At 65.4% G+C, this 24,468-nt stretch carries 23 protein-coding genes and 4 tRNA genes; 15 read left to right on the top strand and 12 right to left on the bottom strand.

From position 1 onward, the window contains the following. Positions 1 to 114 precede the first annotated feature (114 nt). From tilS to cysS, 4 genes are all read right to left on the bottom strand, one after another. Positions 115 to 1,554 carry a tRNA lysidine(34) synthetase TilS gene (gene tilS, locus YWC_RS0109060; RefSeq protein WP_027865077.1) on the bottom strand — a complete coding sequence of 480 codons (1,440 nt, stop codon included), beginning with the start codon at positions 1,552 to 1,554 and terminating at the stop codon, positions 115 to 117. After that, complete coding sequence (locus YWC_RS0109055; protein ID WP_027865076.1) at positions 1,551 to 2,528, bottom strand: acetyl-CoA carboxylase carboxyltransferase subunit alpha; 978 nt, start codon at positions 2,526 to 2,528, stop codon at positions 1,551 to 1,553. Before YWC_RS0109055 ends, tilS begins: the two co-directional genes overlap by 4 nt. 81 nt (positions 2,529 to 2,609) lie before the next feature. After that, complete coding sequence (locus YWC_RS0109050; RefSeq protein ID WP_027865075.1) at positions 2,610 to 3,287, bottom strand: DNA-3-methyladenine glycosylase family protein; 678 nt, start codon at positions 3,285 to 3,287, stop codon at positions 2,610 to 2,612. Further along, entirely contained in the window at positions 3,287 to 4,672 is a 1,386-nt protein-coding gene (gene cysS, locus YWC_RS0109045; RefSeq protein ID WP_027865074.1) for a cysteine--tRNA ligase, read from the bottom strand. Before cysS ends, YWC_RS0109050 begins: the two co-directional genes overlap by 1 nt. A 234-nt stretch (positions 4,673 to 4,906) precedes the next feature. On the opposite strand from cysS, the gene YWC_RS0109040 reads away from it, so the two are divergent. From YWC_RS0109040 to YWC_RS0109030, 3 genes are read left to right on the top strand one after another with little or no spacing between them, the layout of a single operon-like run. Next, positions 4,907 to 5,566: a peptidylprolyl isomerase gene (locus YWC_RS0109040; protein ID WP_027865073.1), complete on the top strand. Its 660-nt coding sequence runs from the start codon at positions 4,907 to 4,909 to the stop codon at positions 5,564 to 5,566. 47 nt (positions 5,567 to 5,613) lie between these two features. Then, positions 5,614 to 6,105 carry a peptidylprolyl isomerase gene (locus YWC_RS0109035; RefSeq protein ID WP_027865072.1) on the top strand — a complete coding sequence of 164 codons (492 nt, stop codon included), beginning with the start codon at positions 5,614 to 5,616 and terminating at the stop codon, positions 6,103 to 6,105. A 40-nt stretch (positions 6,106 to 6,145) separates the two neighbouring features. Beyond that, complete coding sequence (locus YWC_RS0109030) at positions 6,146 to 6,901, top strand: UDP-2,3-diacylglucosamine diphosphatase (RefSeq protein ID WP_027865071.1); 756 nt, start codon at positions 6,146 to 6,148, stop codon at positions 6,899 to 6,901. Here YWC_RS0109030 and YWC_RS0109025 read toward each other — a convergent pair. Next, positions 6,884 to 7,276 carry a type II TA system antitoxin MqsA family protein gene (locus YWC_RS0109025; protein WP_051306340.1) on the bottom strand — a complete coding sequence of 131 codons (393 nt, stop codon included), beginning with the start codon at positions 7,274 to 7,276 and terminating at the stop codon, positions 6,884 to 6,886. The genes YWC_RS0109030 and YWC_RS0109025 overlap by 18 nt on opposite strands. Before the next feature lie 203 nt (positions 7,277 to 7,479). Here YWC_RS0109025 and YWC_RS0109020 point away from each other — a divergent pair, with 203 nt between their 5' ends. The 4 genes from YWC_RS0109020 (at position 7,480) to YWC_RS0109005 (ending at position 10,523) form a co-directional block, all read left to right on the top strand. After that, positions 7,480 to 7,869, top strand: a complete 390-nt coding sequence (locus YWC_RS0109020; RefSeq protein ID WP_027865069.1) for a GntR family transcriptional regulator — start codon at positions 7,480 to 7,482, stop codon at positions 7,867 to 7,869. Then, complete coding sequence (locus YWC_RS0109015; RefSeq protein ID WP_027865068.1) at positions 7,866 to 8,738, top strand: ABC transporter ATP-binding protein; 873 nt, start codon at positions 7,866 to 7,868, stop codon at positions 8,736 to 8,738. The genes YWC_RS0109020 and YWC_RS0109015 overlap by 4 nt, the downstream gene beginning before the upstream one ends. Further along, the gene (locus tag YWC_RS0109010; RefSeq protein ID WP_027865067.1) at positions 8,735 to 9,700 is read left to right on the top strand and encodes a hypothetical protein; all 966 of its coding nucleotides are present in this window, start codon (positions 8,735 to 8,737) and stop codon (positions 9,698 to 9,700) included. The genes YWC_RS0109015 and YWC_RS0109010 overlap by 4 nt, the downstream gene beginning before the upstream one ends. A 109-nt stretch (positions 9,701 to 9,809) precedes the next feature. Then, entirely contained in the window at positions 9,810 to 10,523 is a 714-nt protein-coding gene (locus tag YWC_RS0109005; protein WP_229413056.1) for a hypothetical protein, read from the top strand. Here YWC_RS0109005 and YWC_RS0109000 read toward each other — a convergent pair. The 4 genes from YWC_RS0109000 to rnr form a co-directional block, all read right to left on the bottom strand. After that, entirely contained in the window at positions 10,483 to 11,157 is a 675-nt protein-coding gene (locus tag YWC_RS0109000; protein WP_027865065.1) for a YceH family protein, read from the bottom strand. The genes YWC_RS0109005 and YWC_RS0109000 overlap by 41 nt on opposite strands. Before the next feature lie 8 nt (positions 11,158 to 11,165). Further along, the gene (cysE, locus tag YWC_RS0108995) at positions 11,166 to 11,903 is read right to left on the bottom strand and encodes a serine O-acetyltransferase (RefSeq protein WP_027865064.1); all 738 of its coding nucleotides are present in this window, start codon (positions 11,901 to 11,903) and stop codon (positions 11,166 to 11,168) included. Between the two features lie 241 nt (positions 11,904 to 12,144). Continuing rightward, on the bottom strand, positions 12,145 to 12,888 hold the full coding sequence (gene rlmB, locus YWC_RS0108990; protein WP_027865063.1) for a 23S rRNA (guanosine(2251)-2'-O)-methyltransferase RlmB: 744 nt from the start codon (positions 12,886 to 12,888) through the stop codon (positions 12,145 to 12,147). Positions 12,889 to 12,891: 3 nt separating this feature from the next. Further along, on the bottom strand, positions 12,892 to 15,465 hold the full coding sequence (gene rnr / locus YWC_RS0108985; RefSeq protein WP_027865062.1) for a ribonuclease R: 2,574 nt from the start codon (positions 15,463 to 15,465) through the stop codon (positions 12,892 to 12,894). A 323-nt stretch (positions 15,466 to 15,788) separates the two neighbouring features. Here rnr and YWC_RS0108980 point away from each other — a divergent pair. The 5 genes from YWC_RS0108980 (at position 15,789) to YWC_RS28845 (ending at position 17,351) form a co-directional block, all read left to right on the top strand. Next, positions 15,789 to 15,873, top strand: a tRNA-Leu gene (locus YWC_RS0108980). A gap of 59 nt (positions 15,874 to 15,932) precedes the next feature. Further along, positions 15,933 to 16,017: transfer RNA gene (locus YWC_RS0108975), tRNA-Leu, on the top strand. 59 nt (positions 16,018 to 16,076) lie between these two features. Next, positions 16,077 to 16,161 (top strand) — tRNA-Leu (locus YWC_RS0108970). Between the two features lie 50 nt (positions 16,162 to 16,211). Then, positions 16,212 to 16,296: transfer RNA gene (locus YWC_RS0108965), tRNA-Leu, on the top strand. Positions 16,297 to 16,385: 89 nt separating this feature from the next. Then, a complete protein-coding gene (locus YWC_RS28845) occupies positions 16,386 to 17,351 on the top strand; it encodes a DUF1444 domain-containing protein (RefSeq protein WP_156923571.1) in 966 nt (321 codons plus the stop codon). On the opposite strand, the gene cueR is transcribed toward YWC_RS28845, so the two are convergent. Continuing rightward, entirely contained in the window at positions 17,348 to 17,758 is a 411-nt protein-coding gene (gene cueR / locus YWC_RS0108955) for a Cu(I)-responsive transcriptional regulator (protein ID WP_036213787.1), read from the bottom strand. The two genes, YWC_RS28845 and cueR, sit on opposite strands and share 4 nt — an antisense overlap. 163 nt (positions 17,759 to 17,921) lie before the next feature. On the opposite strand from cueR, the gene YWC_RS0108950 reads away from it, so the two are divergent. From YWC_RS0108950 to phaP, 3 genes are all read left to right on the top strand, one after another. Further along, entirely contained in the window at positions 17,922 to 19,826 is a 1,905-nt protein-coding gene (locus YWC_RS0108950) for a hypothetical protein (protein ID WP_027865060.1), read from the top strand. Between the two features lie 80 nt (positions 19,827 to 19,906). Continuing rightward, positions 19,907 to 20,104, top strand: a complete 198-nt coding sequence (locus tag YWC_RS32005) for a hypothetical protein (RefSeq protein ID WP_084416364.1) — start codon at positions 19,907 to 19,909, stop codon at positions 20,102 to 20,104. A gap of 51 nt (positions 20,105 to 20,155) precedes the next feature. Then, positions 20,156 to 20,716, top strand: a complete 561-nt coding sequence (gene phaP / locus YWC_RS0108945) for a TIGR01841 family phasin (protein WP_027865059.1) — start codon at positions 20,156 to 20,158, stop codon at positions 20,714 to 20,716. An 87-nt stretch (positions 20,717 to 20,803) separates the two neighbouring features. Here phaP and tssA read toward each other — a convergent pair whose 3' ends face one another. Both tssA and tssH read right to left on the bottom strand, forming a co-directional pair. Next, a complete protein-coding gene (gene tssA, locus YWC_RS0108940; protein WP_027865058.1) occupies positions 20,804 to 21,784 on the bottom strand; it encodes a type VI secretion system protein TssA in 981 nt (326 codons plus the stop codon). A gap of 9 nt (positions 21,785 to 21,793) precedes the next feature. Continuing rightward, positions 21,794 to 24,436 carry a type VI secretion system ATPase TssH gene (gene tssH, locus YWC_RS0108935; protein ID WP_027865057.1) on the bottom strand — a complete coding sequence of 881 codons (2,643 nt, stop codon included), beginning with the start codon at positions 24,434 to 24,436 and terminating at the stop codon, positions 21,794 to 21,796. Positions 24,437 to 24,468: the final 32 nt, after the last annotated feature.

The following is a 24,468-nucleotide window of genomic DNA, read 5'->3' as shown; positions in this document are numbered from 1 at the left end:
TCAAAAGGGGACCTTTACTCTAGCATGCTGCAGCGCAGTATCACAAGACGGTCGGGAGAAAAAGCTATACGAAAACAAAATAAAGTAATACCGTTTTCGTATAGAAAAAAAAGTCTAGACAGCTTGGGGCACCCAGCGCAGTGCGATGCGCTCGCCCTCCCCTGCGCTCAGGTGGTGGCAATCCATGCCGATGCCGGCGGCAAACAGCAGCTCGCGGTCCGCCCACACCAGCGGCGCACGCTCGCGCTCCCAGGCCGGCACGCCAAGGGCCTGGTAATGCGCCTTCAGTCCGCGGGTCGGACGGTTGGCGGCGGGCTTGAGGCGTTCCCCGCCCTGGCGGAAGTCGATGGTGAGAAGCTGGCTGCGCAGCCAGGCCGGATCGAAACCCTCCGGCGCGGCGTCTTGCGCGACCAGGTCGAGCGCGACCCGGTCGAAATGGAGCGCGCCGCCATAGGCAGGAAAGTCCAGCGAGGGCTCCCCGTTCCAGCGGAAGCGCTGGCCCTCCTTGACCAGGACGCCGATATCGTCGGGGTCGCGCATGCCGGCAAGCTCCGGCAGCTTTGGCGTGAGGTAGAGCTTGCCGCGGTGGCGGCGGATATCGCAGCCCGGGTGCGTCACTTTCAATTGCGCATCCTCGCGCGCCGAGAACAGCTGGGACACCATCTCGGCCAGCCAGGCGGTCGAGGGCATCGCCAGGCCGCGCGCATGGAACAGGTGGCGCAGCATGTTGTCGGCTCGATCGCGGCTGAGTTTCTGCACGCACGACAAGTCAACCGCCTCGCCGTCGAGGCAGGCGGCCAGGTCCTGCCCGGCGACTTCATCCAGGATGCGCTGGGCCGACTGCACGTGCGCCGCCCCGCGCGCCAGCCGCGCCTGGTAACCCGGGAAGCTGGCTGCCAGCGCCGGCATCACCGCGTGGCGCAAGGCGTTGCGGGCATAGCGCGGATCGCTGTTCGATTCATCCTCGACCCAGCTCAGGCCTTCGGCACGCACGTAGTCTTCGAGCTGGGCGCGCGACAGCGGCAGCAGCGGACGCGCCATGACCAGTTCCGGGTCGCCCAGCAGGTTGGGCGCGCGATTGGCCGCGTCCATGCCCGACAGCCCGGCCGGGCCGGAGCCGCGCAGCAGCTGGAGCAGGACCGTTTCGGCCTGGTCGTCGAGGTGGTGGGCGGTGAGCAGGAGCGGCACGCCGTGGGCGAGGCACATCTCGCCCAGCGCGCGGTAGCGCAGCTTGCGTGCGGCCGACTCGATGCCGTCCTTGCCCTTGACGACCTCGACATGGCGGTGGTCGAAGGCGATGCCGAGCGCCGCGCAGGCCTCGCGGCAATGCGCCAGCCAGGCATCGGCATTCGGGCTCAGCCCGTGATGGACGTGGAAGGCATGCAGGACGATGCCCTGCTCGGCAGCCCAGGCGTGGGCAAGCCGCAGCAGGGCCATCGAATCGAGGCCGCCGCTGCAGGCAAGCGCAATGGAGGTGGGAGAATACGTTTCGCGCAGGCTGCTTGCGGCCTGCGCGAAGATCACCGGGACTTGCCCGGCACGGGTGGAACTCACTCTTCGCGCGGCAGTGTTTCCTTGAACTTGCCGTAAGCCATCAGCTTTGCGTGACGGGCGTCGAGCAGGTCCTTGGTCTTCATGCCCTGGAACTGGCGCAGGGTATCGGCCAGTGCGCGCTTGAGCAGCTGGGCCATCTGCTTCGGATCGCGGTGCGCGCCGCCGAGCGGCTCGTTGACGATCTTGTCGATCAGGCCGATGGCCTTCAGGCGGTGCGCGGTCAGGCCCAGGGCGTCGGCGGCGTCGCTGGCGCGCTCCGAGGTCTTCCACAGGATCGAGGCGCAGCCTTCCGGCGAGATCACCGAATAGGTCGAGTATTGCAGCATCAGCACCGCGTCGCCGACGGCGATCGCCAGCGCGCCGCCCGAACCGCCCTCGCCGATGATAGTGGCGATCAGTGGCACTTTCAGCTCGGCCATGACGTACAGGTTGTGGCCGATCGCTTCCGACTGGCCGCGCTCTTCGGCGTCGATGCCCGGGAACGCTCCTGGGGTATCAACAAACGTGAAGATCGGCAGGCCGAACTTTTCCGCCAGCTTCATCAGGCGCATGGCCTTGCGATAGCCTTCGGGACGCGGCATGCCGAAGTTGCGCATCGCGCGTTCCTTGGTGTCGCGGCCCTTCTGGTGGCCGATGACCATGCAGGCCTGGCCATTGAAGCGGGCCAGGCCGCCCATGATCGACTGGTCGTCGGCAAACGTACGATCGCCGTGCAGTTCGTGGAAGTCGGTGAAGATCGCGTTCACGTAGTCCATCGTGTATGGACGTTGCGGGTGGCGGGCGATCTGCGACACCTGCCACGGGGTCAGCTTGGCGTAGATGTCCTTGGTGAGCTGCTGGCTCTTCTTGGCCAGGCGGTCGATCTCCTCGGAGATGTCGACGGCGGAATCGTCTTGCACGAAACGCAGCTCTTCAATCTTGGAATCCAGCTCGGCGATCGGCTGCTCAAAATTGAGGAAAGTTGTTTTAGTCATTGTACCTCCGGATTATTTCGTGGCCGCAGCGTTTCCGTTCGCGCAGCATGCACCGGGCCTCGTGGGCCCCTGTTGTGGGCGTTATTCTACCGTACCCGAACCGGATACCGGATCGAGACTACGCCATAAATACCAGGTTGCCACCGTACGCCAGGGCTCCCAGTTCGCCGCCACTTCGCGCGCATCGCTGCGAGAAACAGGTTCGCCAGAGAAATAATTCTGGCTGATTCCCTGGATCAGGCCGGGATCGTCGAGCGGCAGCACGTTTGGACGGAGCAGATTAAATATCAAAAACATCTCCGCTGTCCAGCGGCTGATGCCGCGGATCTGGACCAGTTCGGCGATGACGGCCTCGTCGTCCATCTGCGACCACAGGTCGGCATGGACACGCTTGGCCTTGAAACTGTCGGCCAGGTCGAGGATGTATTCGGTCTTGCGCTTGGACAGTCCGCAGCCGGCCAGCTCGACGGCGCCGGCCTTGAGCACCTGGGCCGGCGAGAGCTTCGGGCAGATCGCCAGCAGCTTGGCCCAGGCCGCGTCGGCCGCTTTCGGGGTCACCTGCTGGCCCACGATCGAACGTGCCAGGGTGGTGAAGGGGTCGGGCTGGCCACGCAGGTGCAGGTCGCCGATCTGGGGGATCAGCTTGGCCATGATGCGGTCGCGCGCGATCAGCGCGGCCTTCGCTTCCGCCCAGTAGATCGGGACGGCGAGCTCTCCCTGCGGCTCCATGGCCGCGGATGTGTCCTTGTCGGCGGCCATTATGCGCGGCGCCAGGTCGTCGTTCCGTCCGGCTTGTCTTCCAGGATGATCCCGGCGGCAGTCAGTTCGGCGCGGATGGCGTCCGCTTCGGCAAAGTTGCGGGCTTTCTTGGCGGCCGCGCGGCGCGCGATCGCGTCATCGATGCTCGCGTCCCCGCTTTCGCTGCCGCCTTGCAGGAAGGCTTGCGGCGCGCGTTCGAGGATGCCCAGCACGCCGGCCAGTGCCTTGAGCTGGCGCGCGGCGTCCAGCGACTTGCTGCGGTTGACTTCGCTCGCCAGGTCGAACAGCTCGGCCACGGCCAGCGGGGTGTTGAAGTCGTCGTCCATCGCTTCGCGGAAGCGCACGGCATGGGCTTCATCCCAGTCCACGGCCGGGGTATCAAGCCCGATGTCGACGGTCGACAGCGCCGTGTACAGGCGGGTCAGCGCGCCCTTGGCGTCGTCGATGTGGGCATCCGAATAGTTCAGCGGGCTGCGGTAGTGAGCACGCAGGATGAAGAAGCGAACGACTTCGGCGTCGTACTTCTTGAGCACGTCGCGAATGGTGAAGAAATTGCCCAGCGACTTGGACATCTTCTCGTTGTCCACGCGCACGAAGCCGTTGTGGATCCAGTAGTTGACCATGTTGCCGCCGAACGCGCCTTCGGACTGGGCGATCTCGTTCTCGTGGTGCGGGAACTGCAGGTCGGCGCCGCCGCCATGGATGTCGAAATGCTGGCCCAGGGTGGCGCAGGACATGGCCGAGCATTCGATGTGCCAGCCCGGACGGCCCTTGCCCCACTTGGAATCCCACTTGGCTTCGGCCGGTTCGGTTTCCTTGGCGGCCTTCCACAGCACGAAGTCGAGCGGGTCGCGCTTGCCGCTGTTGACGTCGACGCGCTCGCCGGCGCGCAGGTCGTCGAGCGACTTGCCGGACAGCTTGCCGTAGCCTTCGAAGCCGCGCACGGCGTAGTTCACGTCGCCGTCCTCGCTCCTGTAGGCCAGGCCTTTCGATTCGAGCTGCTCGATGATCGACAGCATCTGCGGCACGTACTCGGTGGCGCGCGGCACCACGGTCGGCGGCAGCATGCCCAGGGCGCCGATGTCCTCGTCCATGTACTTCACGTTGCGCTCGACCAGCTGGCCGATGGTCTCGCCGTTCTCGACGGCGCGCTTGATGATCTTGTCGTCGATGTCGGTGATGTTGCGGACGTACTTGACCTCGTAGCCCGAGGCCATCAGCCAGCGATAGATCACGTCGAAAGCCATCATCATCCGCGCGTGACCGATATGGCAGTAGTCGTACACGGTCATGCCGCACACATACATGCCGACCTTGCCGGCTTCCATCGGAACAAATACCTGCTTGTCACGCGCGAGCGTGTTGTAAATCTTGAGTTGGCTCATGGGTGTATTCTGGTGAGGGAGAGGATCGGGGCAAAACCAGCTGTGCCGGCACGGCGGGAATTGCGGCGAGATCGTCTGTACCCTCGGGTGTTGTTCTTCTTTGATAGAATGGGACGTTCTGCGCAAAGTATAGCATTGTTAAAATCCCGGCTGGCCGCATATGGTTCAGCTTTATTTTTCGGGAAAACACTTGACACCGCATTGCGCGGTATCCATCAGAGGAGAGCCCAGACAATGACCACCGCCTTCCGCCGTTCGCTGCTCAAGGGCATCGCCCTGGGCGCCGGCGCCCTGCTCCTTTCCGGCGCCGCCCTGGGCGCGCCACAGGAAACCACCACCGACGCTCCCCAGGATGCCGCGCCCGCGGCGCCGGTCGTCAAGGGTCCGCAGGTGTCGATCAAGACCACGATGGGCGACATCGTGGTCCAGCTCGACGAGGAACGGGCGCCGAAGACAGTGGCCAACTTCATGCAGTACGTGAAGCAGGGATTCTACAAGGGCACCATCTTCCACCGGGTGATCGACGGCTTCATGATCCAGGCCGGCGGCATGAACGAGAAGTTCGAGGGCCGCAAGACCAACAAGCCGGTCAAGAACGAATCGAACAACGGCCTGTCGAACCAGCCGTACACCATTTCGATGGCGCGCGAAGACCATCCGGATTCGGCCACCTCGCAGTTCTTCATCAACGTTGCCGACAATTCGGGCATCGACCATCCGTTCTACAAAGGCTCGGGCTATACCGTCTTCGGCAAGGTCGTGAAGGGGCAGGAAGTCGTGGACAAGATCAAGGGCGTGATGGTGGACGACGTGCGCGGCATGCAGAATGTGCCGGTGACGCCGATCTTCATTAAGTCGGTAAGCGTGCTCAAGGGCGACAAGCTTGTAAAATAGCGGATGCGTTTGCCGCATTAACAATAACCAACTCAACAGGACAGCACATGACCAGCGTTCGCATGACCACCAATATGGGCAACATCACCGTCGAACTGGACGCCGACAAGGCCCCGAAGACCGTTGCCAACTTTATCGACTACGTCAACAAGGGTCATTTCAGCAACACCATCTTCCACCGCGTGATCAAGGACTTCATGATCCAGGGCGGCGGCTTCGAACCGGGCATGAAGCAGAAAGCCACCGATGCGACCGTCGAGAACGAAGCCAAGAACGGCCTGAAGAACGACAAGTACACCATCGCCATGGCCCGCACCTCGGCGCCGCACTCGGCATCGGCCCAGTTCTTCATCAACACCAAGGACAATGCCTTCCTGAACTATCCGGGCCAGGACGGCTGGGGCTACGCCGTGTTCGGCAAGGTCACCGAAGGCCAGGACATCGTCGACCAGATCAACGGCGTGAAGACCACCCGCAGCGGCATGCACTCGGACGTGCCGGTCGACCCGGTCGTCATCGAGAAGGTCGAAGTCATCTGATGAACGCAGTGCGCGCAGGGCGGCAAGTCCCAACGATCCAATGACCACCCTTGCGCGCACGTTCGCGCTGTTTATCTCGGACCTGCACCTGCAGGCCTCGCATCCACGCACGGCCGACGCCTTCTTCCGCTTCCTGGCCGAGCGTGCGACCCACGCCGAGCGGCTCTACCTGCTCGGCGATATCTTCGAATACTGGGCCGGCGACGACGATCTTGCCGAGCCTTTCCACCAGCACGTCGTCCAGGCCATCCGCGCCGTGAGCGATGGCGGCACCGCCGTGTACTGGCTTGCCGGCAACCGCGATTTCCTCGTCGGGCCGGGCTTTGCCGAAGCGGCCGGGCTCAGCCTGCTGGAAGAGCCGCACGTGATCGCTGCCTTCGGAAAACGTATCGCACTGGTACATGGCGACGCGCAGTGCACCGCCGACCTCAAGTACATGGCCTTCCGCGCCCAGGTCCGCGACCGCGAATGGCAGCAGCAGTTCCTCGGCATGCCCCTGGCCCAGCGCAAGGCGATCATCGCCGGGCTGCGCGAAGGCAGCCGCGAGGCGCAGGCCGGCAAATCCTACGAGATCATGGATGTGGCGTCCTCGAGCGTGGAGGCGCTGTTCGATGCAGCCGAGGCCCCGGTCATCATCCATGGCCACACGCACCGGCCGGCCGTGCATGAGACCGGCGGCAGGCTGCGCTACGTGCTGCCGGACTGGGAGCTGGATGCCGAGCCAAAGCGTGGCGGCTGGATCGAGCTGGCACAGGACGGCACGCTGACGCGCCACGATTTAACGAACTTCATCTAACAGCTCAGGGTGCTTGCCCAGCAGCCGCAATAGCTTTACCAGCGCCACCGGCGCATGCGCCTCGCCCGACTCGAAACGTGCAAAATCCCCCGCCTCGTCGCCGAACAATTCGTCCGCCTTCTGCAGGGTCAGTCCCAGCCCCTTGCGCATCGCCCGGATCGTCTTGAGCTCCTGCGCATCCACCCCCTTGCGGAAGGCCGCGACCAGTTCTCCATAATGGTCGTGCTCGCCCTGCGCGAACATCACTTCCTTGCAGCCGGCGCAATGCTCGACGACGACGTCCGGAATCCTCGTGCTCTGCCCCTTGTAGGTGTAGTGCATTTCCCTGATCGCATGCGTCAGCGGCGAGACGCCACAGTTCGGGCACGTCAGCATTCTTTCCTCCTTCCTTCATCCATCCCCCATCCTACCAAAGTGGACTAAAAAGCCGCGCCCGCGTTTTTGTTCGATATGCATGTTTACATTTATCGAGTCGCTGTTATACTTCACTACAACACCACTTCAACACATCACCCAATCAGCATAAACGAGGGAGAGACAGATGAACCATGCAGCACTACGACCGAGGAGGACTGGACATGACAGTCGGCTGGAATGACAACACACCCATTTACCGCCAGCTCAAGGAGCGGGTGGTGGGCATGATGCTCGACGGCATTTTGAAAGCCGGCGACGCCCTGCCCTCGGTCCGCCAGATCGCGGCCGAATATCAACTGAATCCGATCACCGTCTCCAAGGCTTACCAGGAGCTGGTCGACGAGAACCTGGTAGAAAAACGAAGGGGAATTGGCATGTACGTCACCGAAGGAGCAAGCGAGAAACTGCTGGCCACCGAACGCGAGCGCTTCATCCGCGAGGAATGGCCCGCCATGGTCGAACGCATCCGCCGCCTCGGCCTGAACGTGGAGCAGCTGCTGCGCGCCACCAGCCCGGGCGGCCCAGGACTGGCCCCGGGAGGTTCGGCATGAGCGCCGTGCTCTCCGCGCGCGGCCTGACCAAGCGTTACGGCAAGCGTACCGCCGTCGACGGCATCGATTTCGACATCCCCGCCGGCCGCATCGTCGGCCTGATCGGCCCCAACGGCTCGGGCAAGACCACCACGCTGAAAGCCGCCCTCGGCCTGATTCCCTTCGACGGCCAGCTGACGGTGCTGGGCTTCGACCCGCGCACCCAGCGCGACGACCTGATGAGGGAAGTCTGCTTCATCGCCGACGTCGCCATCCTGCCGCGCTGGCTGCGCGTGAAGGACGCGATCGACTTCGTGGCCGGCGTGCATCCGCGCTTCAACCGCGAGAAGGCCGAACGCTACATCGCGCACACCAAGCTCAGGCCGACCATGAAGGTCAAGGAAATGTCGAAGGGCATGATCGTCCAGCTGCACCTGGCGCTGGTGATGGCCATCGACGCCAAGCTGCTTGTGCTCGACGAACCGACGCTGGGCCTGGACATCATGTACCGCAAGCAGTTCTACCAGAACCTGCTGGAAGACTACTTCGACGAGCAGAAGACCATCGTCATCACTACCCACCAGGTGGAGGAAGTCGAGCACATCCTCACCGACCTGATGTTCATCCGCGAAGGCAAGATCGTGCTGTCCGCCTCGATGGAAGAGATCGGCGAGCGCTATACCGAAGTGATGGTCCCGGCCGACAAGCTCAATGCCGCCAATGCCCTGGCCCCGCTCGACAAGCGCACCGTGTTCGGCAAGTCGGTGATGCTGTTCGATTCGGGCGCACCGGGCGGCGTGTCGCGCGCCCAGCTCGCCCAGCTCGGCGAGACCCGCAATCCCAGCGTTGCCGACCTGTTCGTGGCAACCATGAAAGGAACCTACGCATGAAAACGATGAAATGGCTGCTCCGGCGCGAATTCTGGGAGCACAAGGGCGCCTTCTTCTGGACCCCGGTCGCGGTCGCCGCGGCGATGCTGCTGCTGGTGGGCGGCGGCTTCATGTACGCCATGGCTTTCGGCGGCAGCGAAGCCATCCAGATCAATGGCCACAACGTCGTCTCGATCCAGGGTATCCCGCCGGCGCTGCGCTACAAGATCGCGCATGTCGCGGCCTCCGGCTACCTCGGCCTGGCGGCGCCGCTGTTCATCGTGCTGGCCGTGGTGGTGTTCTTCTACTGCCTGGCCGCCCTGCACGACGACCGCCGCGACCGCAGCATCCTGTTCTGGAAGTCGCTGCCGCTGTCGGACCGCGACACCGTGCTGTCGAAAGCCGCCACCGCGCTGGTCGTGGCGCCCCTGATCACGATCGCCATCGGCGTGGTGACCGGAATAGCCCTCCTGGTGCTGGGCATGATCAGCGCCGCCGGCAAGGGCGTCAACCTGTTCGCACCGGTGCTGATGGAGCCGAACCTGTACCTCGGCCCCTTGTACCTGCTGGCCTTCCTGCCGCTGTACGTCATCTGGGCGCTGCCGACCGTGGGCTGGCTGCTGATGGTGTCGAGCTGGGCGCGCTCCAAGGTCTTCCTGTGGGCGGTCGGCACGCCGCTGGTGGTGGCCCTGCTGCTGAAGTGGTTCAACATCATCGTCGGTCACGTGTCCAACTCGGTCATCGACGTCGACTGGTTCGTCCAGGAAGTGGTGTTGCGCGGCCTGGCCGGGCTGGTGCCGGGCATCTGGCTGTCCTACGGCGACATCGAGACCATCAACCAGCAATACGGTCTGGACCCGACCACCCTGCTGGGCCTGTCCTACTCCACGCTGAGCCACCCGAGCACCTGGGTCGCCGCCGTGGCGGGCGCCGCGATGATCTACGCCGCCATGCGCCTGCGCCGCTGGCGCGACGAGGGCTGATTCCGTGCGCGCCCTGTCAGCGATAGCACTCGGGGCCCTGCTCCTCTGCGGCAGCGCTGCCGCGGAGGACAAACCGGTCCGCCAACTGGAACCCGTGCATGTGAACGCCATGCGCAATCCGGAAGTGCGCAAGTACAAGGTGATCCTGGCCGGCCTGGATGCTTTCGACAGGCACCGGCAGCTGGCGCCGGCGGCCGAACGGCTGCATTTCCGGCTGCGCCCACAAGGGAAGGACGAGTCGGCGCAGCCGCTGGCGGTCCGCCTGGTGGGCGACGGCGGCTACCAACTGCCGATCACGATCGACGCCGACCGGCGCTTCGTGGTGCCGCGCGTTGATGCTGCCGAGGACGCCGAGAGCGAGCTGGAACTGAACCGCAAGCGCCGCGCCTACCGCACCGACCCCGACATCCGCACGCCGGGCCTGGCCGCCCACCAGCGGCGCCTGGGCGACCTCCGGCTGGAGTGCAAGGTGACCGTGGCGATGGCCAAGGCGGAGATCCCGGCCTTCTGGGTGATGACCATCAACACGATCCTGCTGCGCACCGACTGGTGCAACTTCTTCGGCGACCCCGAGGACTTCCGCTGGGAGAACGTGAGCAGGAAGGCGCATTTCCCCTTCCGCAGCGACCAGCCACTGCTGGGGGCGGTGCTGGTGGACGGCAACCGCTCGGCGAAACTGGAAGCCAAGGGTCATACCTTCCAGGTACCGATCGGGAACGCCAGCTGGAGCGACGACGCGCTGGTCGAACTGACGTTTGCAGAGCCGGCCGAAGCGGCGCCGGCTACTGGAACTGCTGGCGAAACGCCTCGAACTGCGCCTTGAGTTCCTCGAGCTCGCCGCGCAATGCGGCGACTTCCTGTTCCAGCTGGCCGACGCGGCTGGCGCCGCCTCCGCCGAGGCCGGCGCCGGCGGCGGGCGGCTCGTAGGCGGCCAGCTCGCCGCCCAGCAGGTGGCCGTAGCGCGCTTCCTTGGTACCCGGCGCGCGGTCCAGCTTCGCGACCAGCGGCGGGTATTTGTCGATCAGGAACTGCAGCACGGCCTCGACGTCCTGCACGCTCTTGAACTCGAACAGGCGGCCGGTGCGGGTGCGGATCTCGCCGGCGGTCTGCAGGCCGCGCAGCATCAGGATGCTCAGCACCGCCACCTTGTCCTGTTCCAGGGTCCACTTGATGCGCATGCGGTGTTCGTACTTCACCACGCGCGCGCCGGCCTGTGAGATCGCGCTGACGAGCTTTTTCTCGATCAGGCGCTGCAGGGTGTCCTGCACTAGCTCGTCGGTCATCTGCATGATCGGATCGCGGCTCGACAGCTGGTTGCAGCCGTTGACGATGGCGTTCACCGACATCGGGTAGTTATCCGGCGTGAGCGCCTCTTTTTCGGCCAGTACCGCGAGCACGCGGATTTCCATCGGGTCCAATACAGCGCCGTCGGGCGTGCCCGTCGTTTCATTCGTCATGCGTTTCCTCAGTCGACCAGTCGGTTCAGTTGTTCCGAATCGAGTTTATCACCCTCGGCCACCTTCGGACAGCACAGGCCGGCCTCGCGCATGGTGTTGGTGAGGCGTTCGATCTGCTCGTCCTGGCGCGCCACGTGATCGATCAGGCCGCGCAAGGCTTTCGACAGCGGGTCGTCGCCGTTGGGCGTGACGCCGTAGGCCGCGAACAGGTGGGCGCTGCGGGACTGGTCTTCCTTGCGGATGATGTGGGCCGGGTTGCCGACCGCGGTGGCGCCGCTCGGGACCGGCTTGATGACCACGGCGTTCGAGCCGATCTTGGCGTATTCGCCGACCGTGAAGGCGCCCAGCACCTGGGCGCCGGCGCCGACGATCACGCCGCGTTCGAGCGTCGGGTGGCGCTTGGTGCCGGCTACCAGGGTGGTGCCGCCCAGGGTGACGCCCTGGTAGATGGTGCAGTCGTCGCCCACCACGGCGGTTTCACCGATGACCACGCCGAAGCCGTGGTCGATGAAGACCCTGCGCCCGATGGTGGCGCCCGGGTGGATCTCGATGCCCGTGATGATGCGGGCGACATAGGAAATGAAGCGGCCGATCCACTTCAGCCCGAGCTTCCAGCAGGCATGCGCCCAGCTGTGCATGATCACGGCGTGCAGGCCGGGATAGCAGGTCAGGACTTCCCAGCCGTTGCGGGCGGCGGGGTCGCGCTGGATGATGCTCTGGATATCGTCGCGTAAGTTGGAAAACATAATAAGGAAATTCGCAAACCAGGGGAGGATGGTAGCGTATGTTGCGGGGGTTTGCTTGGGGTGATGCGGGGGAACGATGCGCTAATTGCTGAGCTACGGAATTGGATCCCGGCCTTCGCCGGGATGACGTGCTTAGTGTGGCTTTATGACGAACGATAACGGACTGCAGAGTGTCCGTGCACCAATGCCCTAAAAACCGTCGTACCGGCGAAGGCCGGTACCCAATTTTGCTTGAACAGAGTTAGCCTTCGCGCGCGATGCGCTGGCGGCGTGCCTCGTACAGGCAGACGCCCGAGGCGACCGACACGTTCAGGCTCTCGACCGAGCCGAACATCGGGATGTTGACCAGCAAATCGCAGGTCTCGCGCGTCAGGCGGCGCATGCCCTCGCCTTCCGAACCCATCACCAGCGCCGTCGGGCCGGTGAAGTCGGCTTCGTACAGACCCTTGTCGGCGTCGTCCGAGGTGCCGATCAGCCAGATGCCGCGGTCCTTCAGCTCGCGCATGGTGCGCGCCAGGTTCGTGACCGTGATGTAGGGCACGGTCTCGGCCGCGCCGCTCGCCACCTTGGCGGCGGTGGCGTTCAGGCCGACCGCACGGTCCTTCGGGACGATCACGGCGTGGGCGCCGACGCCGTCGGCCACGCGCAGGCAGGCGCCCAGGTTGTGCGGATCGGTGATGCCGTCCAGGATCAGGAGCAGCGGCGGACCTTCGATCGCGTCCAGCAGCTCGTCCAGGTTGCGCGCCAGCGCCAGCTGGCTGGCGAAGGCGATCACGCCCTGGTGGCGGCGGGTGCCGGTGATCTTGTCGAGGCGCGCGGCATCGACCGGCATCACGCGCACGCCGGCCTCTTTCGCGCTGGCGATCAAGGCCTTCATGCGGGCGTCATTGCGCTCGGCATCGACGAAGATCTCTTCCACCGACTGGGCCTCGTGGCGCAGCCGCGAGGTCACCGCGTGGAACCCGAATAACATTTTATTTTTCATGTATTACTGTTTCTTCCTGCTAGTTTTGGCGGCGGGGGTCTTGGCCACCGCTTTGGTTTTTGGCGCGCTGGTCTTGGCGGCGCGCTTGGTAGGCGTCTTGGACGCGGTTTTGCTTGCGGTCTTGGCGGCGCCCTTGGCAGCGGGAGTGCGGGCGCTGCGCGGCACGCGTGGCGGCGGCACGAAGACGACGTCCTCGTCTTCGGCTTCCTCGTCCTCCGTGCTGGTGGTGCGCGACGCTTCCACCGGCGCCGGCTCCGCCGCGCCCTTGGCCTTGCGCTTCTTCGGCGGCTTCGGCTCGAGCGCCTCGACCGCGGCCTGGCGGGCCCGCTCGAGCGGGGCCGGAATGCCTTCCGTGCTTTCCGCCAGCACCAGGTCGATCTTCCTTGCCTCGAGGTCGACCTTCGCCACCTTGACGTTGACCTTGCTGGTCAGCTTGTAGACCTGGCCGCTGCGCTCGCCGCGCAGCTCGTGGCGCGCCTCGTCGTACTGGAAGTAGTCGGTGCCCAGGCCGCTGATGTGCACCAGGCCCTCGACGTACAGCTGGTCGAGCGTGACGAAGATGCCGAACGGGGTCACGCCGGACACGGTGCCGGTGAAGTCCTCGCCCAGCTTGTCCTGCATGAAGTAGCACTTCAGCCAGTTCTCGACGTCGCGCGAGGCTTCGTCGGCGCGGCGCTCGTTGGCCGAGCAATGCACGCCCAGCGCGTCCCAGATCGTCAGGTCCTGCTCCTTCTTGCCGCGGCCTTCCGCCTTGTCCTTGGCGGCCTGCTTGCGCGCCGAATTCGACAGCGTCGTATTCAGGCCTGCCAGGTCGATGCCCTTCGGCTCGTACTTCTTCCCTTGCAGGATGGCCTTGATCGCACGGTGGGTCAGCAGGTCGGGATAGCGGCGGATCGGGCTGGTGAAGTGGGCATAGGCCTCGTAGGCCAGGCCGAAGTGGCCGACGTTGTCCGGGCTGTAGACGGCCTGCTGCATCGAGCGCAGCAGCATGGTCTGCAGCAGGGCCGCGTCCGGGCGCTCCTTGATCTTTTGCATGACCTCGGCGTAGTCGCGTGCGGTCGGCTTGGTGCCGCCGCCAAGGTTCAGGCCGACCAGCTTCAGGAAGGTGCGCAGCTGCAGCAGCTTTTCTTCGGTCGGGGTACCGTGGATGCGGAAGGTGCCGGGGTGCTTGTGGCGGATCAGGAGGTCGGCCGCGCACACGTTGGCGGCCAGCATGCATTCCTCGATGAGGCGGTGCGCATCGTTGCGGGTGCGCGGGATGATCTTTTCGATCTTGCCGACCGCATTGCAGACGATGTAGGTCTCGGTGGTCTCGAAGTCGATCGCGCCGCGCTCCTGGCGCGCCTTGAGCAGCGCGCGGAACACCTCGTTCAGGTGCAGCAGGTGCGGCACGATGCCTGGCCTGCGCTGTGCTTCGGGGCCGCCCGTGTTGCCGAGGATCTCGGCGACTTCGTTGTAGGTCAGGCGCGCGGCCGAGTGCATCACGGCCGGGTAGAACTGGTAAGCCGTGACTTCGCCGTCCTCGGTGACGACCATGTCGCACACCAGGGTGCAGCGGTCCACCGCCGGATTCAGCGAACACAGGCCGTTGGACAGCTTCTCGGGCAGCATCGGGATCACGCGGCGCGGGAAATAGACCGAGGTGCTACGCTCGATCGCATCGGTATCGAGCGCGTCGTTCGGTTTGACGTAGTGGCTGACGTCGGCGATCGCCACCAGGAGGCGGTAGCCCTTGGTAGGGCCGATCTTGACCGGCTCGCAGTAGACCGCATCGTCGAAGTCGCGCGCGTCTTCGCCGTCGATGGTCACCAGGGGCACGTCGCGCAGGTCGACGCGATTGGCCAGGTCGGCATCCACGACTTCGTTCGGCAGGCGGTTGGCCTGCTTCAGCGCGGCGGGCGAGAACACGTGCGGCACGCCGAACTTGCGCACCGCGATTTCGATTTCCATGCCCGGGTCGTCCAGCTCGCCGAGCACCTCGACGATCCGGCCGGTGGGCTGCTGGAAGCGCGAGGGCTGTTCGATCAGTTCGACGCTGACCACCTGCCCTGCCTTGGCCTTGCCCGGGCCGCCCGCCACCAGCACGTCCTGGCTGATGCGCACGTCTTCCGGCGAGACGATCCAGACCCCGCCTTCGTTCAGCAGGCGGCCGATCAGGTGGGTGTTGGCGCGCTGGACCACTTCGACGATGGTTCCTTCCAGGCGGCCGCGGCGGTCGGTGCCGGTGACGCGTGCGCGCACGCGGTCGCCGTTGAGCACCTTGTTCATTTCCTTGTCGTTCAGGAACAGGTCGCCGCCGCCCTCGTCCGGAATGACGAAGCCGTAGCCGTCGCGGTGCGCGCTGACGCGGCCGGTAATGAAACCGGTCTGGTCGGCCAACACATAGCTGCCACCGACATCGGCGCGGATCTGGCCGTCGCGCTCCATGGCGTTGAGCCGGCGGCCGAGCACTTCCTGAGCGGCGGGCTTGACCTTCAGGGCGCGCACCAGGTCGCTCGCTGCGAGCGGGCCTTTGGCATTGCGAAAGACGGCGAGGATTTCCTCGCGGCTAGGAATGGTATGAGTAGGTTGCTTCAAATCGTTTTCTTGTTTCTCTTGGTAGCGGCGCTGCCGGTGCAGTGCCCGGGATTGATTAACACCTTGACAGGCATAGTGTAAGGGATTGCCGAGCGATTCGCCTAACATATGCGGCCAAGCGTGCTCGAAGTCGTCCCGAGGAAAACCTTGCTTTGGGCTTTTGACTTTTGAAATCCTTCCGCTATAATCTCGGTCTCTTCAGCAACGCAGCTCGCTGCAGCAGGAGAAAAACAGTAGCGGCAGAGGCATTTCGCACTGCGGTCAACGAAAGTTGATCTGGCGAAAAATGACAAAGCCTGCTATTGTAGCAGAGTTGGTTCAGTGCCCACGTGGCGGAATTGGTAGACGCGCATGGTTCAGGTCCATGTGCCGCGAGGTGTGGGGGTTCGAGTCCCTCCGTGGGCACCACTCTACCGGAGCAGTTTTCCGTAAGTTGTATCGTTGTTGTAGCAGTTCGTAGTATCAGTGCCCACGTGGCGGAATTGGTAGACGCGCATGGTTCAGGTCCATGTGCCGCGAGGTGTGGGGGTTCGAGTCCCTCCGTGGGCACCACTCTAACGGAGCAGTTTTCCGCAAGTTGTCATGTTGTTGTAGCAGTTCGTAGTATCAATGCCCACGTGGCGGAATTGGTAGACGCGCATGGTTCAGGTCCATGTGCCGCGAGGTGTGGGGGTTCGAGTCCCTCCGTGGGCACCATCTACCGGATGTAAATCCGCAAGAAGTTTTGAAGTCGTAGCAGTATCAGTGCCCACGTGGCGGAATTGGTAGACGCGCATGGTTCAGGTCCATGTGCCGCGAGGTGTGGGGGTTCGAGTCCCTCCGTGGGCACCAAACTCTACCTTGGACGACAAGTCGCAGACGCGCATGTCCCGCAAAACGCCGTAAGCTTTGTAAAAGGCTTACGGCGTTTTGCGTTTACCATGTCTCTCCTCGATCTCTTCCGGCGGCCTTCACCGCCGAGCCTTCCCGCCAGTTTCGCCGAAGCGCGCACGCGCCTGATGCCTGTGCTGCGCGGACGCTGGAAGCGCGAATGCCTGCGTCTCATTGGCGCCGACACCCCACCGGGCAGCCTCTTCCTGCCGTTCAGCAGCGACACCGTGCTGATGCTGGTGCATGACGACGCGGACGTGATGCAGCCCATCGGTCAGGCAGAACTGGCGCAATGGGGCGTGAGTGTGGACGAAGCCCTGGGCGCCGCCATGGACAATCTGCGCGACGCCACGGCCGGCCGTGTGGTCCAGGTGGAGCGCCGCGTGTTCGCGGGCGACTGGCGCGATGTCTACGCTTCCTCGCGCCTGCTGCTGCCCGACCTGGCGCACCGCATTGCCGGCGCCAATCCCCTGGCAATGATTCCGGCGCCCCAGACGCTGCTGCTGGCGTCCGGCAATGACATGGAAAGCGTGCGCGCGATGGTCGCGCTGGCGCAGCGGGTCGCCGATGTCGAGGCACACCCGGTGTCGGCGCTGATGTATCGCTACGAGCACCGGCGCCCGGTCGAGCATGTGCCGGACGATGACGCCGTGCGCGCTGGACTGGCGCACCTGGGGCGGCAATACCTGTATGGCGACTACGCGGCGCAGAAGGAACTGCTCGATGCGCTGCATGAAAGGAAGGGTATCGACATCGTCGTCGCCGGCTACAAGGTGATGCGCGACGCGGCCGGTGGCGGCGAATACAGCGTCTGCGTCTGGCCCAGGGGAGTCGATGCCCTGCTGCCGAAGACCGACAGGGTGGTCCTGTCCAGCCACGGGCAGGACCTGCCCATGCTGCCGTGGGATGCACTGCATGCGACATCCGGCCACCTGATGGAACCCGTGCCCGGCGCCTGGCCGGCGCGCTACCGCGTCAGCGGCTTTCCCGACCTGGCGCCGGCACGGAAGGCCTAGTGCGCCGCCAGGTCGTCGAGGATCGGGCAGCTCGAGCGTGCATCGCCATGGCAGGACGCGGCCAGCGCTTCGAGCGTGCGGCGCATGGCTTCCATCTCGGCGATCTTGCGGTTGAGCTCATCGATGTGGGCGCGCGCCAGGGCGCGCACGTCGGCGCTGGCGCGCCCCCGGTCCTGCCACAGGCTCAGCAGCTTGCCGATCTGCTCCAGCGAAAAACCGAGCGCACGGGCGCGATGGATGAACTGCAGCACGCGCACCTCGTCTTCGCCATACACGCGGTAGCCGGCGTCGGTGCGTTTCGCTTCCTTGAGCAGGCCGATCGCTTCGTAGTGGCGGATCATCTTGGCCGACACCCCGGACGCCCTGGCGGCGTCGCCGATATTGAGCAGCGTAGCGCCTTGCAGCATTGTCATCTCCTGTTGCCTATCCAATCATGGGATTGTAGCCTCCCATGCCTTCTCCATTGAGCGCAATCCAAGGGCGAGCGCGGATCCCGCGCTACGGTCACTAGTGTCGAGCCTGCCTGATGGCCCATCCCCTGCCCTTGTCGCCTCTTACGGAGATTACATCATGAAATCGAGAAAGAACAATGCCCCGGATACCGGCAAGCCCGGGCATGAAGGCGGATGCACCATCAACATCCGCATCAAGAGCAGCGGCACCATCAACATCTACAACTGTTCGGCGTCCACGCCGCCCGAGGCGCCATGCGCGCCGCCGGGTGGCGAGCACCCCTGTCCGCCCGGCGTGCCCGGCGCCTGCGTGCCGGTGTCGCTCGGCGCAAAGCCCAAGCAGAGCCGGCGCAACAAGCTCGACCGGCTGCTCGCCAACAACCGCGTCCCGAGCACGCTCGGCGCCTCCTTCTTCCACCTGGCGCGGCGCTACCTTGCGGGCAAGGCGCCGGCCAATGCGCTCGAGGAGAGCGGCTTCGCCACCTTGCGCCGCCTGCCGCCGGAATTGAAACGCGTGCTGGCCTGCGCGGGCGATTCGCTCGATAGCCTGAGCGGCGGCGAGCGCAGCCGCCTGTTCGCCACTGGCTTGCTGCCCTCCATCGACCAGCCGATCGACCTGGCGCAGCTGTCGCTGGGCTTTGCCCAGGAGATCGCGGACCGCGTCGGCGTGCAGGCCTTCGACGACGCCGCCTGTGCGACGCAGGAGCATCCGGGCCGGGTGCGCGTGCGGCCCTACATCCCCGGCGAGGAAAACTTCGATCCCCTGGTGCGGATCTGCCGGGTCAACGGCCTGCGCACCGGCAGCTACACGCCGCCGCTGTCCCCGGGCGAGTACCTGCCGTCCGAACTGCAGCAGCGTTGCCGCGTGATCATGGAAGGCAACGAAGCGCGGCAGGTGTGCGAGGTGCAGACGGGCGACTGTCCCGGCAACACCGCGGCCGGCGCCTGCCAGCGCATGCTGGAGATCGAGGCGGGCCAGGGCGTGCTGCTGGAAGGCGTCAACTTTTCCAGCGTCGATGCGACGGTGCGGCTTTTTGCCAAGGACGCGCCGGGCACGGTGCTGCGCGAAGTTCCCGCCCAGGTGTGCGGCGACGACGAGACACCGCTCACCGAGCGCATCGGCGGCCAGGACCGCCCCATCCTCGATTGCCGCGTGCACGACCGCCTCAGCTTCCAGCTGCCCGCCGACCTGGCTCCCGGCGTGTACGGTTTCCAGGTCGCGGTGCCCAACCTCAGCACCCACCCCGGCCACGGCCCCGTGCTGCTGTCGAACGTCGAATATATCGGCGTCGCCACGCCCTCGAGCGCGCGCTTCGAGATCAGGAGCGAAAGCCTGTACGCACGGGCCGAGACTTCGCCCGCCTCGTTCGGCTCGGACGAAGTCGGCATCCGGATCCTGGCGCTGCCGCTGTTTCCCGACCTGAGCTCCGGGGAAGCGCAGTTGCCCAATGGCGGCGAACCGATCCGCTTCGGCGACGTCGACAGCGGCGAGACGCGCGCCATGGACCACCTGCTGTTCTCGCACCAGGCGCCGATCCTGGGCGCCGCGCTGTCGATCCGGGGCTTCGAGATCGATGGCGAAGAGGCGTTCGAGCGCCAGATCGAGGACACGCTCGACGCCTTCATCGACATCCTGAAAGACCAGCTGGCCTTTGTGATGGACCATCTCAAGGAAGCCGGCAGCATTGCCTCGAAGCTGGACAGCTACGGCCTCAAGGGCCTGATCGCCGCCGCCATCGCGGCCGCGGTGGTAGTGGCGATCGACGTCTTCGTGGCGCTGTGGGCGCCGGCCGATCCGATCATCGAGGACATGATCGGCCCCGGCGTCCAGGACCTGGTCGAGCTGACCAATGTGGATGTCGCGCTGCCGGCGGCAAGCGAACATACGACGCCGCAAGGGATCAGGGTCCGGGTGACGCCGCTCGACAAGATCCCCGGCCAGTACCGCGAACGGCGCGAATACATCAGCGACGACGAGGACAGCCGCTACGAAATCGTGTTTCGCTACAACCGGGTGGCATAGGCAGGGCTCGTAGACGGGGCGAGGAGGAAAATCGACGCGATGCTTGACTTGCGCCACCATCAAGGTAAGCTCGACAGCACATGAAACACGCTACCCTCCTCCTTGCACTCGGCCTGGCTGCACATGCGGCACTGGCCGGTCCGGCGCCCTATTATCAATGGCGCAGCAAATTGAACGGCACGCTTGCATGCTCGCAAACGCCCCTGGGTCCGGGCTGGGAAAAATCTGGCGGTCCCTATCGGGACGCGCGTTGCGAAAAACCCATTGTTGCTAAATAATGGGGTGCAAGTCGCAGCTCATCCGATTATTCAAATACTGAGGAGACACCGATGTTTACGAGTCCGGAGCAGTTCGCCAACGCCACCAAGACCCTGTTCGACCTGCAGATGCAGACTTTCAATACCCTGGCCGACAAGACGGTCAAGGGTGTGGAGCAGGTGGTGGCGCTGAACATGAATGCAGCGAGGAGCTCGATGGCCGGCTCGATCGCGGCGGGCCAGGAGATGGCGGGTCTGGCCGGTACCGGCGACCCGAAGGCCGCCATCGCGGCGCTGCATGCGCGCATGCAGCCGGGCGCAGCCGGCGCTGCGGAATATCGCGAGCAACTGAAGGCCATCATCGACGAGATGCACCAGGAATTCCGCCAGGCCGCCGATACCCACGTGGCCGAAGCCAAGAGCACCCTGTCGGCGCTCATCTACGACGTGACGCAGAACGTCAAGCCGGGCTCGGAGAACGCCGTGGAGATCATCAAGACCGCCATCGACAACGCGTTCAAAGGTTACGAACAGGTGACCCAGGCCACCCGCCAGGCGGTGCAGACCGTGGAAGCGCAGATCGCGAAGGCCACGTCGATGGTGCAGCCGGGTACGCAGAAGCAGGCCGAATAAAGCAAGAAGGCCGGCAATGCCGGCCCCTCCCGAAAGAAAATTTCATCTACACGCATGGAATGAAATTTTCTTTCAACCCTCTTCCACTCAGTGTTCCGTCTCGATTCCCAGCAATTCCTCCAGCCGCGCCAGCGAAGCATCGTCCTTGATGACCGAACGCAGCCAGGCGTGCAGTGGCTGCTCGCCCCAGCGCGCCGCCTTCTCGGCCAGGTAGGCGACCGGGCTGTGCGGCTCGGTGCGGCGGAAGAACTCGGCCACGCCGCGCAGCTGGGCCAGCGCCTGTTCGCGGCTTTGCAGCGGTCCCTCGCCCGCCACGCCCTGCACGCGCAGCGGACTGCCTGTGGCCACCACCACCGGCATGGCCTGCGCCGTCGGCGCCGGGTGCGCGATCGGCGGCGCCGCCAGGTCCTCGAAGTCGCGCAGCGCCGCACGCGCGGCGCCGAAGCTGGGACCATCCGCGCCCAGCCGCTCGTCGACCACGCGCTCCAGTTCCGTCAGCGCGGCCAGGCAATCGTGGGCCGCCTCCGCCAGCGCTTGGCGCGCCGCCGGCGTCGCCCTGATGCGCGCCGCTTCCAGCTCGGCGACGCTGTCCGGTCCACGCCCGCGCGCCGCTTCCCAGGCGATCATGGTGACGCCATCGGCCAGCGGCACCTCCTTGACCAGGGGCGCGATGCGCGCCGCGATCCAGGCCAGGTTGCCGATGCGGCGTTCATGGCCGTCCTCGTCGGGCAAGGGATGCACGCTGTCCCAGTAGCGCTCGCACAGCGCGCCCAGGAGGCGCAGGCTGTCCGCCAGGCTGGGCAAGCCACTCGTTTTGGTACCCGCTTCCGCCAGCCAGACCGCCAGCTGCAGGTCCTTGCTGCGGGTTTCGATCAGCTCCGCGCAGCGTTTGGACACGAACTTCCAGTCGGCTTCCTTCAGCGTCGTCACCCAGGCCCCCTGCTCGATCGAGGGGTCGTCGGCCTGGCGCGCACGGTTGATGGCGTCGAACTCGGGCGAGAACGCGAGGTCCTCGCCGCAGGGCTGGTCCGCACCGAGCGGGATCAGCAGTTTTTCAAGGTTCAGCATGAGCCCTCCTTACTCGATCGCGTACTTGAACTTGCCGGCCTTGGTCGCGCCCACCTTGACCCGGGTGATCGCTCCGCCCTCGGCCATCCGCGCCAGCACGCTGTCCGCGATCTCGGGCAGCAGTGTGCCGTTCAGGATGTTGTCGACGTTGCGCGCGCCGGAATCGACCTCGGTGCAGCGGTTCAGGACCGCCGACACCAGCGCCTCGTCGTACTCGAAACGGGCGCGGTGGTTGTCCATCACGCGCGCCTTGATGCGGTCCAGCTTCAGGCGAATGATGTTGGTGAGCACCTCGTCGCGGATCGGATAGAAAAGCACCACGGCCAGGCGTCCCAGGAAAGCCGGCTTGAAGTGCTTCATCAGCTGCGGGCGGATCAGCTCGGCCAGCTGCTCCGGCGTCGGCACTTCGTTCAGTGGCTTGTTCAGGCAGGCCGCCATCATCTGGCTCGAGCCCACGTTCGAGGTCAGGATGATGATGGTGTTGCGAAAGTCGATCTGGCGCCCTTCGGCGTCGTCCATCACGCCCTTGTCGAAGACCTGGAAGAACAGCTCCATCACGTCCGGGTGCGCCTTTTCCACTTCGTCGAGCAGCACCACGCTGTAGGGATTGCGGCGCACCGCCTCGGTCAGCACGCCGCCCTCGCCATAGCCGACATAGCCCGGCGGCGAGCCCTTCAGGCCGGAGACGCTGTGCGCCTCCTGGTATTCGCTCATGTTGATGGTGACCAGCTTGCGCTCGCCGCCGTACAGGATGTCGGCCAGCGCCAGCGCCGTCTCGGTCTTGCCCACGCCCGAGGTGCCGACGAACAGGAACACCCCCTTGGGCTTGTTCGGATCGTCCAGGTTGGCGCGCGCCGTGCGCACCCGCTGGGCCACGGCGTGGCTGGCGTGCGACTGGCCCAGGATGCGCTCGTCGAGCATGGCCTGCAGCCGCATCACGGTGTTCAGCTCGTCCTTGACCATGCGGCCCAGCGGGATGCCGGTCCAGTTGGCGACGATCTCCGCCACCGTGTGGCCGTCCACCTGCACCGGCACCAGCGGCGATTCGCCCTGCAGGCTGCGCAGGCGCTCGACCCGGGCCCGCAGCTCGCTCGCATCCTGGGTCCTGCCTTCTTCGAGCGCGCTACGCATCTCGCCGATTTCAAGGGCGATTCTTTGCTCCTCGTCCCAGCGCTGCTGCAGGCCGATGCGTTCGTCGTCGAGGGCGCCGCGCTGCTGGCGCAGCTGCGCCAGCTTCTCCTCGTGGCTGGCGCCGCTGCTCGCTTCGCGCTGCAGGCTTGATACCTGGGCGTCGATGCGCTCGATGCTGCGGCTGCAGTCTTCCAGGGCCGCCGGCGTCGCGCTCTGACCCAGCGCCACCTTGGCGCAGGCGGTGTCGAGCACGCTGATCGCCTTGTCCGGCAGCTGGCGGCCGCTGATGTAGCGGTGCGACAGGCGCACCGCCTCGGTAATGGCGTCATCAAAGATGCGCACCTTGAAGTGGCTTTCCATCAGCGGGGCCATGGCGCGCAGCATGGCGCAGGCGGTCGGTTCGTCCGGCTCCTCGACCTTGATCACCTGGAAGCGCCGCGCCAGCGCCGCGTCCTTCTCGAAATACTTCTTGTATTCGCCCCAGGTGGTGGCCGCGATGGTGCGCAGCTCGCCGCGCGCCAGCGCGGGCTTGAGCAGGTTGGCGGCGTCGTTCTGGCCGGCGGTGCCGCCGGCGCCGATCATGGTGTGGGCCTCGTCGATGAACAGGATGATGGCGTGCGGGCTCCTCTTGACTTCGTCGATCACGTTCTTCAGGCGGTTCTCGAACTCGCCTTTCACGGACGCCCCGGCCTGCAGCAGGCCCATGTCGAGGGTGTGGACCTCGACACCTTTGAGCACGTCCGGCACGTCGCCCCCGGCGATGCGCAGCGCCAGTCCTTCGACCACGGCGGTCTTGCCGACGCCTGCCTCGCCGGTCAGGATCGGGTTGTTCTGGCGCCGCCGCATCAGGATGTCGATCGCCTGGCGGATCTCGGGATCGCGCCCGATCACCGGATCGACCCGGCCGTCGCGCGCGCGCTGGGTCAGGCAGGTGGTGTACTGGTCGAGCGCCGGGGTGGCGCGCGCCGGGCCGCCGGCGATGTCCCCAGCCGCGTCCCCGGGCGCGTCCTCGTGCTCCGCCGCCGCCGGCTGCGCCTCGCTTGAGCCGCGCGTGAGCTTTTGAAGGTCGTGCTTCAGGCGGTCGACCGGGAACTTGCGGAACAGCGGCGACGCGCGCATTGCCAGCTGCGACAGCGAAGCTTCGGTGAGCAGCGCCAGCAGCAGGTGGCTGCTGCGGATCTGGTTCGGCTGGCCCGCAGTTGGCGTCCCCAGGGAGGCGATCAGCCACGCATGCTCGAACAGCACCGGCAGGTGGCGCGAGAACACCGGCGTGCGTGCGCTGCCGGTGACGAAGCGGTTGACCTCGTTGCGCAGGTCGGTCTCCAGGCCCGTCAGGCTGATGTCGCAAGCCTGCGCGATCACGCACAAATCGCACCCCCGCTGCTCGATCAGGCCCAGGAACAGGTGCTCGATCTCGACCTCGTACTGCCCCATGCCGACGCAGATCGAGGCGGCGCGCGTGGCGGCGGCGCGGGTGGTGTCGTTCAGCTTGCCGATCAGGGTCTTGAGATTGATGTCCATCGTGTCGCGTCCTTGTAGTAAAGAGGGCCGGC

Source organism: Massilia alkalitolerans DSM 17462 (genome assembly GCF_000427785.1).
In the GTDB taxonomy this organism is placed as follows: Bacteria; Pseudomonadota; Gammaproteobacteria; order Burkholderiales; family Burkholderiaceae_D; genus Telluria; species Telluria alkalitolerans.
The sequence above is the reverse complement of the archived record's forward strand: the minus strand, read 5'-3'. Positions and strand labels throughout refer to the sequence as shown.